Source organism: Acinetobacter sp. X9 (assembly GCF_054889255.1).
The window spans coordinates 2,550,591-2,566,291 of sequence record NZ_CM142679.1; the positions used below are offsets into that span (position 1 = coordinate 2,550,591).

At 34.8% G+C, this 15,701-nt stretch carries 18 protein-coding genes; 2 read left to right on the forward strand and 16 right to left on the reverse strand.

All coding sequences use genetic code 11. From position 1 onward, the window contains the following. Window positions 1–89: 89 nt before the first annotated feature. The 11 genes from ACYU0V_RS12180 to ACYU0V_RS12230 all read right to left on the reverse strand — a co-directional run bounded on the left by ACYU0V_RS12180 (window position 90) and on the right by ACYU0V_RS12230 (window position 7,053). Window positions 90–467, reverse strand: a complete 378-nt coding sequence (locus ACYU0V_RS12180; RefSeq protein WP_461847634.1) for a hypothetical protein — start codon at window positions 465–467, stop codon at window positions 90–92. Window positions 468–567: 100 nt separating this feature from the next. Continuing rightward, window positions 568–966 carry an immunity 22 family protein gene (locus ACYU0V_RS12185; RefSeq protein ID WP_068611587.1) on the reverse strand — a complete coding sequence of 133 codons (399 nt, stop codon included), beginning with the start codon at window positions 964–966 and terminating at the stop codon, window positions 568–570. 372 nt (window positions 967–1,338) lie between these two features. Further along, window positions 1,339–1,863, reverse strand: coding sequence for a DUF4303 domain-containing protein (locus tag ACYU0V_RS12190; protein WP_461847636.1), 525 nt, complete (start codon window positions 1,861–1,863; stop codon window positions 1,339–1,341). Window positions 1,864–2,220: 357 nt separating this feature from the next. After that, window positions 2,221–2,637 (reverse strand): hypothetical protein, encoded by a 417-nt coding sequence (locus ACYU0V_RS12195; protein WP_461847637.1) that lies wholly within the window; start codon window positions 2,635–2,637, stop codon window positions 2,221–2,223. A 165-nt stretch (window positions 2,638–2,802) separates the two neighbouring features. Continuing rightward, window positions 2,803–3,642: an ADP-ribosylglycohydrolase family protein gene (locus tag ACYU0V_RS12200; RefSeq protein WP_199112088.1), complete on the reverse strand. Its 840-nt coding sequence runs from the start codon at window positions 3,640–3,642 to the stop codon at window positions 2,803–2,805. Between the two features lie 417 nt (window positions 3,643–4,059). After that, window positions 4,060–4,464: a hypothetical protein gene (locus ACYU0V_RS12205; protein ID WP_199112086.1), complete on the reverse strand. Its 405-nt coding sequence runs from the start codon at window positions 4,462–4,464 to the stop codon at window positions 4,060–4,062. A gap of 149 nt (window positions 4,465–4,613) precedes the next feature. Then, on the reverse strand, window positions 4,614–5,165 hold the full coding sequence (locus tag ACYU0V_RS12210) for an imm11 family protein (RefSeq protein ID WP_227602355.1): 552 nt from the start codon (window positions 5,163–5,165) through the stop codon (window positions 4,614–4,616). 20 nt (window positions 5,166–5,185) lie between these two features. Further along, window positions 5,186–5,611, reverse strand: coding sequence for a tetratricopeptide repeat protein (locus ACYU0V_RS12215; protein ID WP_227602354.1), 426 nt, complete (start codon window positions 5,609–5,611; stop codon window positions 5,186–5,188). Window positions 5,612–5,853: 242 nt separating this feature from the next. After that, window positions 5,854–6,168 (reverse strand): ankyrin repeat domain-containing protein, encoded by a 315-nt coding sequence (locus ACYU0V_RS12220; protein WP_199113206.1) that lies wholly within the window; start codon window positions 6,166–6,168, stop codon window positions 5,854–5,856. Next, window positions 6,159–6,362, reverse strand: a complete 204-nt coding sequence (locus tag ACYU0V_RS12225; protein ID WP_461847640.1) for a hypothetical protein — start codon at window positions 6,360–6,362, stop codon at window positions 6,159–6,161. Before ACYU0V_RS12225 ends, ACYU0V_RS12220 begins: the two co-directional genes overlap by 10 nt. 82 nt (window positions 6,363–6,444) lie before the next feature. Beyond that, window positions 6,445–7,053 carry an immunity protein Imm33 domain-containing protein gene (locus tag ACYU0V_RS12230; RefSeq protein ID WP_461847642.1) on the reverse strand — a complete coding sequence of 203 codons (609 nt, stop codon included), beginning with the start codon at window positions 7,051–7,053 and terminating at the stop codon, window positions 6,445–6,447. Window positions 7,054–7,348: 295 nt separating this feature from the next. Between ACYU0V_RS12230 and ACYU0V_RS12235 the strand changes: the two genes are divergently transcribed. Continuing rightward, window positions 7,349–7,975, forward strand: a complete 627-nt coding sequence (locus tag ACYU0V_RS12235; protein ID WP_461847644.1) for a glutathione S-transferase family protein — start codon at window positions 7,349–7,351, stop codon at window positions 7,973–7,975. Window positions 7,976–7,988: 13 nt separating this feature from the next. Here the strand turns inward: ACYU0V_RS12235 and ACYU0V_RS12240 are convergent, their stop codons facing one another. The 5 genes from ACYU0V_RS12240 to ACYU0V_RS12260 all read right to left on the reverse strand — a co-directional run bounded on the left by ACYU0V_RS12240 (window position 7,989) and on the right by ACYU0V_RS12260 (window position 13,236). Next, a complete protein-coding gene (locus ACYU0V_RS12240; protein ID WP_174731427.1) occupies window positions 7,989–8,768 on the reverse strand; it encodes a Rossmann-like and DUF2520 domain-containing protein in 780 nt (259 codons plus the stop codon). A 93-nt stretch (window positions 8,769–8,861) separates the two neighbouring features. Then, the gene (locus tag ACYU0V_RS12245; protein WP_461847645.1) at window positions 8,862–10,289 is read right to left on the reverse strand and encodes an OmpA family protein; all 1,428 of its coding nucleotides are present in this window, start codon (window positions 10,287–10,289) and stop codon (window positions 8,862–8,864) included. Between the two features lie 213 nt (window positions 10,290–10,502). Next, on the reverse strand, window positions 10,503–11,738 hold the full coding sequence (locus ACYU0V_RS12250) for a dihydroorotase (protein ID WP_461847646.1): 1,236 nt from the start codon (window positions 11,736–11,738) through the stop codon (window positions 10,503–10,505). Between the two features lie 12 nt (window positions 11,739–11,750). Further along, a complete protein-coding gene (locus ACYU0V_RS12255) occupies window positions 11,751–12,767 on the reverse strand; it encodes an aspartate carbamoyltransferase catalytic subunit (RefSeq protein ID WP_002121555.1) in 1,017 nt (338 codons plus the stop codon). Between the two features lie 124 nt (window positions 12,768–12,891). Next, window positions 12,892–13,236 (reverse strand): hypothetical protein, encoded by a 345-nt coding sequence (locus ACYU0V_RS12260; protein ID WP_206223390.1) that lies wholly within the window; start codon window positions 13,234–13,236, stop codon window positions 12,892–12,894. Window positions 13,237–13,475: 239 nt separating this feature from the next. Here ACYU0V_RS12260 and rlmKL point away from each other — a divergent pair, with 239 nt between their 5' ends. Beyond that, entirely contained in the window at window positions 13,476–15,686 is a 2,211-nt protein-coding gene (rlmKL, locus tag ACYU0V_RS12265; RefSeq protein WP_017399354.1) for a bifunctional 23S rRNA (guanine(2069)-N(7))-methyltransferase RlmK/23S rRNA (guanine(2445)-N(2))-methyltransferase RlmL, read from the forward strand. Window positions 15,687–15,701: the final 15 nt, after the last annotated feature.

Consider the following 15,701-nt stretch of genomic DNA (forward strand, 5'->3'; position numbering starts at 1 on the left):
TCACACAATAAAATGGAAACCAACATCGTCCAAAGCACCACCCTAACCAATTTCTTCTAGTTGATGCTAAAGGTAATATTTTTGCACAACTATATAATGCCTTCAGGTACTCCAGTCCCACCTGCTAATTTACTAATTTTCCAACGATTCATATCTTGGTATTCAAAATTAATTTCATAGTCAAAGTTTGCATCTATCACCAGTAGAAATACTCCTTTAATTTTACCTAAGGCTGCTAGTAATTCTTGACCTTGCATATTCATAGGATGAAAGAAATCTTTATACTTCAAGACATCTATTATTTCTACGCCAGTTTCAGACACGAATGATGCTTTAAGTTCTGTGACTGAATTATTACAGGAAAATCTTAAGTATGCTTTTTCCCACTGTGGTTCAACACCCATCATGAGCGTTATAAATTTTTTTGCAATCTCAACAACTAGTGAACTGGCATCATCATTAATCATAATTTCATTCTTCTAATATAAATTTGCTGAGGAGCATTATTAAAGAGCCGGCTAAATGAATCACCACACCTTGTGTATATCTGATAGTAAAATTAACCAATCAACTCTCTACTGAATATTTAAAGCTACCTATAAAAATAGGATCTTTTGCAATACTTCTCCTAACTTTAGAAGGTTTATAAGAAAAATCATATTGTGCAATAACCCACCTACAATCTACTATCCCTTTTTCAAAAGCAGCACTGACTACCTCATTAATAAAAGATTTTGAATAAGATAAATCTTCAAGTAATTTATTTAAACTCACCATCTCAAAATTAAAATTATTAGTTTCCTGATCGTCAAGACGATAATACCCGACCCCGCATAAATCTTGCAAGATATCTAAATCTGTATCTACACCTTCACCAAATATTCCTGCCCAAATTGATACAGTTCCCTCTTTTTCAAATTCTTGACTGTAGTAATCATTTTCATCAGAATAATCATTTATACTCATTAAAATATCCCCTAAATAATAATGAAAGAAAGACTCAAAAAGCAGATGAATATCTATCATAATTGTATTTAATTATAATAAAATTTCCTACAATCAAATCTGTTATCATTTGAAACTTGACAATATAAAGTCTAAAAAATTCAGAGGTGCCTCATCAAAGTAACTCAGTTAATTCTAAAACAGGAATGATAGACCCTGCCGTTGAATTCCTAATTCGCTTTTCAATTTAGCATGTAATGGTTTTAGTGAATTGGGATACAGCCACTACACTAAGCTGTACAGAGTGTTCTTCTCAGCAATTGTAAAACTAACCTATTGTTTTGATAAAAAACACTATATTATTGGACAGTAGAATCGACGAAATAGATGTTGTTATTGTAACGTCTTTATCCACTCATTAAATTGCTGTGAAGCATCATTACTATTTAACAATTCTATCCATTCATGCTCGTTACTATTTATCGCATCAGAAATAGTAAAGACTATGACACCATTCCTATCCATATCACAAAAAAATCCCTCGTCTTTCAAACTCTTAAGTGCCAATATGCAGGATTGATATACATCGAACTTAAACTGATCATATTCATCTGAAGACTTAATTAATTTAGATTTAGCTCTTAAATATGTAGAAATCTCGTTAAAACTCTCACCCCCCTTAGATTCATGGCTCCACTCACTTGGACTCCATCTATAGTATTCTTTATCATCAGGATCATTTTCTATCATTTTATTTAAATGAATACAGCTATTTTGTGCTGGACAGATTGTGATTGCATCTGTATCAGAATATAAGCCATAAGCACAAAAATTTATATCAGGCTGCTCTTGTCTTACAGAGTTAAAAGCCTCTATTGCTGCTTCTTTAATTTTCTCTATAACATATTGCTTATCCAATAATACTCTCCAATATATTAAAGTTAAATCTCGACTATTATAAAAATGTGAATATTATCTTTCTAAAGTATATTTACCCTAAAAAAGATCATCTATTACAATCTAGCTAAAGTCATTATTTATATCAGCCGTACACATTAAATAAATACTTAATATTTTTAAAAAGTTTAAGCTTGTGCCCCAGTAAGTAAGTTTAAAAATTTCAATTTGAATCAAATTATAAAATTATCGACCCTATCTTCAAAAAAAACATTAGAATTTTAAGGACTCATTTTCATACTACAAAAAACAATTACTTTAACTCACTAATACTTTTTAAATGAAGTTTTACAGAAGAAAATTAAATAAGACAATAATTCAACTATAATTGAAAGGATTTAGGATAGCGATCACTGTTACAGGCTCCTCTTCGAAAATTCTACCAACAGACCAAACACTCTCATATATTTCCCAACGCAGCTGAGTCTCGTGTAAAGCTTCTAAGATTTCATTTTTTATATTAATCATCTGCAATGGTCGATTTGCCATTCCTCCCATAAGACAATAAATTGAGATCTCTACTGCTTCTATATCTTTAAAACAAACAAAACCCTCCGGCCCTTCTAAATAATTTTCGATAGAGATTGTTAACATTTGCCCCCACTTACCTTTCTCAACTGAAGAATCTTGCTTTTGGACTATACGAACCCAACAATCAAATTCCGATCTTAACCTACATAGTGAAGACCAATATAATTCTGTTTTATCAATTGTCACTTCATCAACCTTTTTCATTTTTTCAATAAAAGTCCATACGGGTGCCCGCGACTAAGTTTGAACACCGTATTTGGATCAGATTATAAAATTAACGATCTCATCTTCAAAAAATTAAATAAAAAATGCATTTTTCGATTAAAGTGAGAACTTTAAATTTCAAAAAATAACACCATAATTTTTTGATTATATTAAATTTTCTTCAAAAAACTTTTTCTCTAAATTTTGTAAAAAAGATATTCCGTATTTATCTTCATTTAAATTATTATAAAGTTGAACAGGTAAATCTTTTTTGTATTCTATAAAACATGTAGCTAAACCAACAGCTATCGCTGCAACGCTATCCGTATCTCCTCCTAAATTAATACATGACTTTAGGAGCTCACTTAAAGAACTATGTTGCAATAAACATGTTAATGCGGCACTGACCGTATCATATGCATTTAAAGATACTCGATCTTTCCAATTATAATCCCAGTTTCCATATTGCTCTGATTTTAGAAACCTCTCTAAATTCTTAATAGAACCTTTTTGGTGAGTTCCAAAATGGGCAGCTAAAGCGACAGCACAGCTGGATTGAATTCCTATGGGTGAATCATGTGTAATTTGTGCTTGTAACTTTGCTAAAGCAATTACATCTTCTTTATTTTTTAGAAAACCAATTGGAACTGAACGCATTGCCGCCCCATTTCTTTCACTTGTTGGAATTATTAGTTTAAGTAACTCTTTGCTAGACTCAACTTTACTTAATAAATTAAAGAAACCTTCTGAATATCCTAATCTCACATCTCTATTAAAGCATTCTAAAAATTTTGAAGCTATATTTTCTTTGGTCCATTCTTGACCTGATAATATAAACTCCACTATCGCAATCGACATCTGTGTATCATCTGTATACTTGCCTAAAATATCGTATAACTCATGTTTGCTGTATAATTCTAAATTATTCTGTGAAATAATCTTATCTTGGCTGCAAAATTCAAAACCAGCACCGTAAGCATCCGCGATAGCAATTTCAATCAACATAAGGATTAAGTCTCTTTAAGTGAAAATGGTCTTTGATTAAATTGTCAAAAACTATAGATACTAGTTCATGTATTGCACTTTCTTTAAGTACCCAGACTTCTAAAAGTTCTGTTCTGAACTCGCTGTCATAATAGAGCGATTCAAATAATTTCTTAGATAGAAATACTTTCACTTATAATAACCTATCTTATGCATTAATCTGAAAATATTTTTTAAGACATCGATCTTTATTTAAGACGTATTTATAAAAAGTTGTATAAATAATTTCTTTAAGAACTTAGTTAAAAATAATTAACAAAATAGAATTCCTAAATTAATCCTATTCTCTAAAGTATCAGAAAAATTCAACCAATTAATTTAATCAACCTTAAAAAATTATACGACCTTTACACCTATAGTAAAATTCTATTGTCATATTTAAATCATCTCAGCTAAAGCATCCAATCTTGCTCTATATTCTTCGTCTTTATTATCTAAAAGTGGTGTATCTTGATAATAAAAATGAGTAATATATTTACCATTATGATTAATAACTACGCCAAAACCACTCCATATTTCTTTATTTTTTTCGGAGTCAATAAATAATTCATCTACTACATCATCTAACTCAACAGATATACTTAAAGCTGGACCATTAGAAGCATCATAAAGCTTTTCATCCTGTCCTACCCAACATCTACTAATCGAAGCATCACGCAAACCAATTTCCATATCACGTAATCGCTCTGTATAATATACAATCTTTGACCAATTAGCTGGAGCTGAATAAATAATTTCATTCACAACAATATTGAGCAATTCAGATTTTTTTAAAAAATTCATATTTAGCCTATTATTCTCGAATATCACATCAATTCTTCTTAATAAGAAGATATTTAAATTATCTCTTAATTCTAAGCTAACTACTCAATACTTTTTATAAATATGCATAATAAGTACTGCACAATTTCACACTGAGAGACTTTTCAATCCTACCATTTCCAATCATCAATCTTAATAAATCTCACCCCTGTACAACCTAAACTTTTTATTAAGTCACTTAATGAATCATGTACTAAGATTATGTTATTAAATGTTTTACCAACTCTAAATAAGACTTCATTTTTAGCCTTATCTACATCAATAACAAGTTTATAAATTTCATCAATATAACCTTCTTCTTCTATATATCGTGAATATTCTTTATTAATACAATCAATTTTTTCCAACAAGTTTACAAAAAAGTATTTAGTTTGTATAGGAATACCATTTGGTTTATATAGCTTTATTGGAAAGTATTCTGCACTTACCTGTTTTGTTTCTAAAATATCTTTTAGCTTACTAGAAACTATAAAAAGTGAACCTACATGAAAATAATCTGCTGGTTCATATTCTTCGATTAAATCAATGTCTATCTTGATATTTTTATCAGAGATTGGTTCACCCTTTGTAAGTTTAATTTCCTTTAATACACTAATATCTCTAATGGTTCCACGCGTATAATAAATTTCATTATCAAAATCTGCTTTCCAAACGCTATACATTTTTTGACCTTAAAGTTATATTATATAACAATTTTTGTTTCTAAAAAGTCTAAATACTTAGGATCATCTTCCAAAAGTATACCTAACCCTCCTCCCATATAAGCTCGTGTTAATTCATCAGCTGATTCATCAAAGCTACCTTCTTCAAAATAAAGCTGTCCAAGACGAAGATGAATATAAGGATTTCCCAGCCCTTGTGGGCACTGAACTGCATTGTAAAAGCACTTAAATGCTTGTTCATAATTTTTAAGGTGAAAATACATATCTCCCATTGCAACATATATCCACGTTGCTGCTTCCCACTCTCTATGGTCGCTTGGAAGTAATTTTAAAGAATCAATATAATTTTTCTTTGCTTCCTCAACATTTCCGTGCTTAACAAGCTCATCGCCTCGTTTGCATAAAAAGGTGATTTCTTCGTGAATTTCATTTGGTAACTGCTTCATAATTACTACTTACTATCTTAACCACCGGGTTTATTTTAAAGAAAATTTCCTACTTAAGTTCTTCCACTTGCAAACACTGAATCTAAAGTATTAACTGAGTTTTAATGAATTTTACTGATATTTATTTCAAAAAATAATAAACACATCTAATTCTATCACTTTAAGCTCAGTTGAAGATATATATATACTTTAAATATATTACTATTGAATATGAGATACTTTTTAATTTATTACATCTAATCTTACTGCTTCAAAGAATTCAAATAACTAGCTATTTCTTTTTCTCCACGTTCCAAGGCGAATGCTTCAGCATCCATATTATTCATATAATCACTCGTATAAGAAATTTTATAATCTATACCCCGAAATATTAAAATCTTAACTATAGTTAAATTTCCCACATAAATTGCCGTAAAGAGCGAATTATATTCGGACTCATCGATTATCATTTCAACATTTAAGTCTAATAAATAATTAATAAGATCTATATGCTGATTTTTTACTGCTTCATTTAAAGCATTTCCTCCTAAAATCCCTCCTCTTTCATTTATATCAATTCCTTTATAACAAAATACTCTACTAAAATTTGACGACCATGAGCAGAAGCATCATGCAACCATGTTCCAAAAGGGGTCTTGTAGCTAAGAATGCCTAGTTTTTCATTAACGTTTAATAGCTTTATAGCGAAATCAATATCATTACCTTTAATAGCACAATGTATTTCTCTAGCAATAGATTTCAACTCATTCACTTTTCACTCTCTATGTTTCTTTTTCTACCCAACCGTCAGTTTACTTATATAAATTTTTTCACTGTAAATATTCGCTAATAATTCATAAAACAACTTCATTTTTTTCATTTATTACTTTTTCAATAGTATTCTTATCTACTAGAACTATAAATTCTGGTGGTAGTATCAGTACAGACATAATTTCAGGTCTTAAGTAAAGTAGTTGAAAAGCATATATTGCTTCATATTCAATGTCTTCGCTATCATCTTCAAGTGTATTAATAAACCATCCAGAATCACCTTTCTCTAAGTCTGGTTCTATACGCTCCATAAATAGTTTTTCTTTATCCAAACATCCTTTTACTAAAATAATTTTATCCTGAAATAACGTAGGTATAGGATCTACCCCGCAACGCTTTGCAAAACTATTTTGTAGTGCCTGAACTTCAAGTGTAAAATCAATACTATTTTTTTCTTCACTAAATGGATTACGTGAAAAATCTGGTTCACACAATATTAACTGATTATCATCAAAATTTCGAAATATAAAAAAAGACCAACCAAACTGTATTTTTACACCATCTTCAATAGATACACCCTTCCGGCTCATATCTACAATCAGTTCTACCAACCATTTTGCTTGCTCACTTAATCGAGAGGAATATCTCATTAGAATATTCTTCTCATTTAGTTCAATAACTTTCTCTTCCATTAATAACCTTTTATTAATTAAGTTTTATATTAAAAAATATAGACCAACTCATTTCCACACTTATTTTGAATAGTTTATCTTTTCGATTCTAGTTAAAAAGTATTACTCCTATATTATCAAACAACTCTACTTAAAAGTTCAAATATATTCTTATTAATCAAATTTTTAGAATTTTATTTAGGATATACGTCCTAATAGATGTATTTTTTTAACTATTGATTGCCAATCGAGCCAAATCTAGCTATTTATAGAAACTGGTACTTGCCATACTAAAAATAGCTAAGGACAACAACACATGTTAAAAATTTTAGGGCGCGATAACTCCATCAATGTTCGCAAAGTCTTATGGTTGTGTGAAGAACTAAATATTGAATATGAAAGAGAAGACTGGGGACGAGGCTTTCGCTCAGCACAATCACCTGAATATTTACAATTAAACCCAAATGGTCAAATTCCTGTTGTTTTAGATGGTGATTTAGTCCTTTGGCAGTCCAACAGTATTATCCGTTATTTGGCAAATGCTTATGATAAAAAGCATCAGCTTTACCCTACTCAAGCGAAAGAAAGATTCTTTGTTGACCAGTGGATTGACTGGCAAGCGATCGAGCTGAATAACAGCTGGACTTATACGATTATGTCTCTCTTGAGACACTCACCAGATCATCAAGATCCAAACTTATTACAACAAGGTATTGCTGACTGGAATCATCATATGCAGATTCTCGATCAACAACTTGAAAAAACTCAGGCCTATGTTGCTGGTTCACAATTTAGCTTGGCCGATATTCCAATTGGTCTATCGGTACAGCGCTGGAAAGCTACACCTTTTGACCATCCAACGCTTAAAAATGTCGACCAATATTTTGAACGTTTAAATCAACGTGCTGGTTTCTTAAAATGGGGAAATAACGGCGAACCTTAATTTTAAATCACTTTTAGTCCGAGTGATGGCGTTTCACGATGCCATCACTTAAAAGTTGATAAACCTGTTTTAAATCATCTTGATTTGCTTGAGCCAATAAGTCTTGATGCATTGCCAAGATATTCTGATCTCCCCTTACCGCAGGCCCAGTTTGCATTTGTTTCGGATCATTTTCAGTCGCTTTTTTAGCTGTTTCCACAATTAATGGATAGAGCAAGCCAAAGTCCACCTGCTCTTTATCTACAACCTGCTTTGCCATATCAAAACAATAATTACTAAAGTTACAAGCGAACACAGCTGCTAAGTGTAAAGTTAAACGTTGTTTTGAGGTGTATTGATATACTCGGTTACTTAGGCTATTTGCTAAATCTGAAAGTAGTTTCTGATCGACATTTGTTAAGGCTTCAACAAATAATGGCGTTGCAGACCAATCAACATCTCTTTCTAAGCTAAATGTTTGTAATGGATAAAACACCCCTGCTTTTTCATGTACATGACTGATGACTTCAATATCAGTACTACCCGAAGTGTGGACAATGAGTGTGTCAGGAAAGAATTCATGAACTTGTTTTACAAGCTCTGCAATTGCACTATCTGAAACCGCAAGAATGATAAGATCGGTTGATTGGAATTCTTGAAGAGACTGGCAGGCTTTTGCTTGAGTTTTCTCTGCAAATTTTTGGGTTTTATCAAAATCACGCGCATAGACTTGTACGATGTTATGACCTTGGCCCAATAAAGCCTTTGCCAAATGAAAGGCCACTCGCCCACTTCCCACCAAACTGATTTTCATATCAATCCAACATTATTTGTCTCAACAAAAAAGCTTCTCAAAATGAGAAGCTTTTTTCAAATTAAAATAACTAATTTTTCATAAATCAGTCGATTATTGGGCTACTGAAAACTCAATACGACGGTTTTTAAAGCGACCTTCTTCTGTCGTGTTTTCTGCAACTGGCTGATCAGAACCATGGCCTTCTGCAACTAATTTAGAAGCATCCACACCTTTAGATTTTAAATAATCTACAACTGCTTGAGCACGGCGTTGAGACAAAGCTTTATTTGCAGCAGCATTACCAGTTGAGTCGGTATGACCACCCACATTTAATTTGATGCTAGTCACTTTATTTAAAAGTGTTGCAGCTTGGTCAAGAATGGCTTTGTTATCGGCAGGTATGTCACTTGAACCACTCGCAAAATTAATAATTTGCAAGTTAAGTGCTTTCACCAAAGCATTTACATCGACATTGTTCGGATCAATTGAGCCTAGAGCAGTTTGCGAAGCAGTTAAGCTATTGCTTACAGATTGCTCAGCTGTTTCTGGTGCAGTAGAAACAACTTCAGTGTGAGGAACAAGAGCTTTTACTTTTGCGGTTAATGCTGCTAACGCTGCTGCATCACCTGCTTTCAAAGTAATTTTGTCACCTATCCATTCTAAAGATGCATTTGGCACACCTTTTAAGGCACCAAGCACGCCAGCAAGTGCATCTTTATCTGTAAATCCAGCTGCATATGTTTGACTAGTATCAACGTTACAATCTTGAGTTGATGAGAAAACCTGCTTAACTTGAGTTTGTAGTGTTGCTAAGAATCCTTGATCGCCAATACCTGCCTGACACTGGCTAACAGCACCTTTATCATCTGTGCTTAAGGTTAAACTCGCAGGTGCAGCTGCGGTAGTAGCCTCAACACCACTGGCAGCTGTTGGTTCAGGTGCTGGTACAGCTTCTTTATGCTGGCAAGAACGCCATAACCAAGCAATGATAAGACCCAAAATAATTAAGGCAATAATAGGGAGGAACCCACGAGATTTGCCTGTTTTTTCACTGGCTGCAGCTAATGGTGGGGCTGCTGAAGTTGCATGTGGAACTGAAGATAAACCTGCACCAAGTCCTAGCGGAGCTAATAGACCCACTGCCCATGCTGGTAAATATGAACGAATAGTATCTGCATGTTGGCGCAAGTAATTCACAATACTTTGCTGGTCATTTCCGGCAACATCTGAAATTGCATTAAGGCTGGGTTTAATTGCACTGTTGAGCGTACTTTCAATTTCATTATTTGGTGCTGTACCACTTAAATGGGTAAGTACAGTATTTTTGATTTGGTCATTATGAGAAAAAAGGTCTGATAAGGAAGGAGCCAAACTATTTTTCAATTGTCCGATAAGATCAGGTTTAGCAGCTAATAATGAAAGTAAAATTGGATAAAACTTAGATAAAGCATTCGATTTTTCGCCTAGGTATCCATCCTGTTCATTTAATAATATTGAAGATACTTTTTCTTTAAGCAATTCTATAGGGTTTATCGACATTGGTTATTCTCCCGAATCTTATACGTCGTAACCAGCAATTTTTGATTATTCAAATACTTCTCTTTGCTGATAGTTTTTTATTCTAATCTTCCTTCAATCTTTTGTTGTTTTTTATATAATATATATACAATTTTCCATCTAGTATTTACAAAACAGGTAGATCATATTGATCTACCTGTTCATATTTTAAATTTACTTTAACTAAGAACTTTATCAGTTAGCAAAAGTTTGAAGTACTTTACCCGTCAAGGTTTGACCCAACAATGGGGTATTTTTCCCTTGCGATAAAATAGTGTCTTTGCTTACTGTCCAGCTTAAAGCAGGATCAACCAATACCCATCCAGCTTCATCTTCCCAACGCGAGGTCATATTCGCAACCTGTGCTGGCACACTAGTAACTTTAGCAACCCATTCTAAAGGTTCAAATAAACCCTCATTAATGAGTTGAACGCCTAAAGAGACATAAGTATCAAAAGCGGTAATACCCGGCTGAGTTTCAGCAAATGGCGCCATTTTTGCCGAACTGCTTAAAGGTTCATGGTGCGTACAAATTGCATCAATCACGCCTTCTTTTAAGCCTTGACGTAAAAGTTCTTTATCTTGCTCAGAACGTAATGGTGGACGAACATGCGCAAGTGAATTAAAACCATCAGTTAAGTGTTCAGTTAAATGCAACTGATGCATTGCTACATCGGCAGTCACAGGTAAACCTTTTGCTTTTGCTGCGCGAATTAATTCAACCGATGCACCGCAAGATAACAAACCAAAGTGAGCTTTTACGCCAGTTGCTTCAATCATAAGCAGATACTTTGCAATTGCTACAGTTTCAGCAATTGCAGGAATCATCGGCAAACCTTGGCGAGAAGCAATAAAGCCTTCGTGTGCACATCCATCTTTAGCAATCTGCGGCTCTTCAGCATAAAACACAACCGTTAAACCAAGACCCGCTGCATATTCCAAGGTACGAATAACTACATCATCATTTTCAAAAGCAGCATTTGCATTAGAAACAGCAGTACAACCACCTTTTTTCAGGCCCGCCATATTTGCAGGTTGTTTACCATTTAAACCTTGGGTTTGAGCACCAATGATATGCATGTGAATACCACCATCATGCCAAGCCTTTTCAATCAAGCCATGAATGAGAGCACCGTTGTCTTGTACAATCGGCTTTGAATCAGGTGGTGTAATCACATGCAAAATACCATTGGCACGTGCTGCCTTACCTTCCGATTTTAATGTCCCATGTTGCTGTTGACCTGGTTCACGCAAACGCGCGCATAAATCAACCATGGTTGGCATTAACCATTTACCTTGGCCATCAATGGTTTGTTCAACTTGCTCAACTGGAGCAACCAACTTGCCATTTTCAATATATACAGTTTGTACGCTGTCTGTTTTTTGGATTGGGTCTAACACACGTACATTTTCAATTTTTACAATACTCATGTGATCCATTCCTTACAACGTAATCGCTTCAATTAAACCTTGCTCTTGGAGTTGGCCTTGCATTGATAACGCCAATACGGCCATACGAACTGCAATACCATTGGTTACTTGTTTCAAAATAACCGACTGGTCTCCATCAGCAACACTTGAATCAATTTCTACACCACGGTTCATTGGTCCCGGATGCATCACAATGCAATCTGGTTTAGCTAAACCAAGACGTTCTTTGTTTAAACCATACATTCTGTAAAATTCAGACTGTGAAGATAACGCTGGAGAGTCAATACGTTCGTTTTGAATACGTAAGGCAATAATCACATCACAATCAGTAATGCCTTCATCCATCTTGTTAAACAAGCGAACGTGCTCGCCATATTCAGAAAAGCCCACTGGCAATAATGTATTCGGTGCAATCACGCGAATATCTTTACAACCTAGGGTTTGTAATGCAGCTACATCCGAACGTGCTACGCGAGAGTGTTTAATGTCCCCGATAATGGCAACGCTTAAATCTTCAAATGGTTTTTTAGTTTCACGGCGAATAGTCAGCATATCAAGCATCGCTTGCGTTGGATGCGCGTGACGCCCATCCCCTGCATTAATAATCGCGACCTTTGGACATACATCTTTAGCAATGAAATGTGCAGCACCCGAAGATGAATGGCGAACAACAAAAATATCCGCGGCCATTGCTTCAAGGTTCCAGAGCGTATCGCGCAGAGTTTCACCTTTTGAAGTACTTGAACGTGCAATATCAATGTTCAGTACATTGGCAGACAAACGTTTTGCTGCTGCTTCAAAAGTAGTACGGGTACGTGTGGAGTTTTCAAAAAAGAGATTCATAACCGTCAATCCCTCTAAGAGCGGACGGTTAATTAAATTATTATTATCATCTAAAAAGCTTTGTGCGGTATCTAAAATCTTGGTGAGGTTTTCTTTTGAAAGTCCCTCAATCGTTAAAAAATGTTTTAAATTTCCGTCTTGATTGAGCTGAACCTGGCTCGGTTGATGCAACGCTGCAATATGCATAATGGATTCCTATGGGTCGAATCGCGAAAACGTGCATAGTGTAGCTGAATTCCGCTCTTTTCGCAGAAGAACTTTACAGAATAAGGCCCTAAATTGACCAGAAAATTTAGAACCTTATTGGCAATTACCTTAATGCACCAATGTAATGGTGCGGAACTTGAGCCCGATAAATATCCTCGGCGGTAATTTCAGACTCTTCATCGACTTTAACAACAGCAATTTTTTCTTTTAGAGAAGGCTCAGGTATTGTATCAACCAACGATTTCAATCGCTCAACACATCGTTTTAATTCGTCATCCTCTGATTCTAGTGCCAGCGCAATGACATATTTTGCATAATCTTTATTTTGGACAACGTACATTGCATCAATTACTCGCCCCGTCACCCTACGCATGCGTACATATATTTGTGTAGAAACTGAGAAAGCATCTGCATTAGCAATAAAACCATTCCCCATCATGTCTTTCATTTATAATTACCCCATCAATTTAAAATAATAAAGTGGTTAAAAACTGGCTATGTTTGTTAATTAAATAACCATTGATAGGATTGAGTTAGCAAAATACATACCACTTTAATTGTATTAATCTTTAAAAATCAGTTTATTGGTTGGATTATGATAGGTTGCAATAATTTAAAAACCTTTACACATCAAAATAAGTTAAACTTTGCATCGTTAATATTTATATGTTTTGGTCAATCGAGTTTATGAATACCTCTTTACGTTTAAACCACTATTGGATTACTTGTGCTGATGGTTTAGAAGCCCTCTTACAAGAAGAAATAGAACAGCTTGGCACCAAAGTGACAGAACGTAAAGCAGGACGTTTAATCATTGAAGGAACGCTTGAACATGCTTACCGCATCTGTATGTGGTCGCGTCTTGCTTCTCGTGTTTTACTTCCAATTCATACATATGAACTTGAACATACACACGATGCACGTGATGTAGCAGAAGAGCTTTATGAAGGTGCGATTAGCTTTGATTGGTCACTTATTTTTGCACCACAAAGTACCTTCGCAATTCGCTTACATGCAGAACGTGAAATTAAGGTTAACACTCAATTTGCAACGCTTAGAGCAAAAGATGGTGTTGTCGATTCCTTTATGGAAGCTGTAGGTCGTCGTCCGAGCATTGATACTAAACAACCAGAAATTACGTTATATGTTTTGGCAGGTAAGACTGAACATACATATTGCCTAGATTTATCTGGTGATTCATTACATAAACGTGGTTACCGCCGTTATATGACGGATGCACCAATCAAAGAAAACCTTGCGGCGGCAATCTTACAAAAAGCTCAGCTTCAACAACGTAAGCCAGAAATTGTGCTCGACCCAATGTGTGGTTCAGGTACATTTATTATTGAAGCATTAATGATTTTAACCGACCGTGCGCCAGGACTTGTTCGCCGTTTTGGTTTTAATGGTTGGCATGGTCATGACCGCGAACTTTGGCTTTCACTCAAAGCTGAAGCAGCAGAACGTCATGAAAAGGCGCTTGAATTACCTTTACCTAAGTTTTATGCCTACGATGCAGACTGGGAAGCTGTAAAAGCCACCCGTGAAAATATTATTGCGGCAGGCTTTGAAAAAGTATTAGGTCAAATTCAGATTGAAGAACGTACTTTAGCGGACTGGCCTGATTTTTCAGCTGAAGGCAAAACTGCATTTATTGTGACTAACCCTCCATATGGTGAACGTTTAGGTGATAAAGCATCTAACCGCTCTCTTTACTTAGGTTTATCTGCACTTCTACAAAAACATTTCCCAAATCAATATGCAGCAATTATTGCAGCGCAAATTGAACAAGCCGATGTTTTAGCGTTTGAAGCACCTGAAACCTTACGTTTAATGAATGGTAAGTTACCAATTTACATTCGTTTTGGTTCAATTAAGCCAGAAAAAGTTACACAACCATTCTTAGCAACTTGGCAAGCTCAACCTATTGAAATGGAAGAAGCTCAAGATTTTGCTAACCGTTTGCAAAAAAATATGACTGCCTTGAAAAAATGGGCAACGAAAGAAAATGTTTATTGCTTACGTTTGTATGATGCAGACTTACCTGACTTTAATGTCGCTGTTGACTTATACGGCGATCGTTTACACGTTCAGGAATATGCACCACCAAAAACAATCGATCCTGAAAAAGCAAAAAAACGTTTTAATTTAGCACTCGCTGCAATTCGTGCTGTTACCGGTTTAAACCGCGATGCTATCTTTATTAAGACACGTGCGCGCCAAACAGGTACTAATCAATATACAAAACAAAGCACAGCTTCAAAACGCTTTATCGTTCAGGAAGGTAAAGCTAAAATTTTAGTTAACCTGACAGATTACCTAGATACAGGTTTATTCCTTGACCACCGTCAAATGCGTTTACGTATCGCACAAGAAGCTCGTGGTAAGCACTTCTTGAATTTATATAGTTATACTTCTACAGCAAGCTTACATGCTGCTTTAGGCGGTGCTGCAAGTACGACAAGTGTAGACTTATCTAATACTTACTTAAGCTGGTCAAAAGAAAACTTCGTTTTAAATGGCCTGACTGTAGATCACGCAGATGAACAGCACATGTTCTTTGCGAGTGACTGTTTTGAGTGGTTAAAAGAAGGTCACGAACAATATGACCTTATTTTTATCGATCCACCGACATTCTCAAACTCTAAAAAGTTCTATGGTACTTTTGACGTCCAACGTGACCATGTTTCACTCATTAAACGTGCAATGAACCGTTTAAACAGTGAAGGAACGCTTTATTTCTCAAACAACTATCGTGGTTTTGAGATGGACGAAGAGATCGAAGCTATTTTTCAGGTTGAAGAAATCACTTCTGAAACGATTGGCCCTGATTTTAAACGTAATCAAAAAATCCACCGTGCATGGAAAATCCAGCATCCTGGCCTAGATCAATATTAATAAGACTAGAGGTTA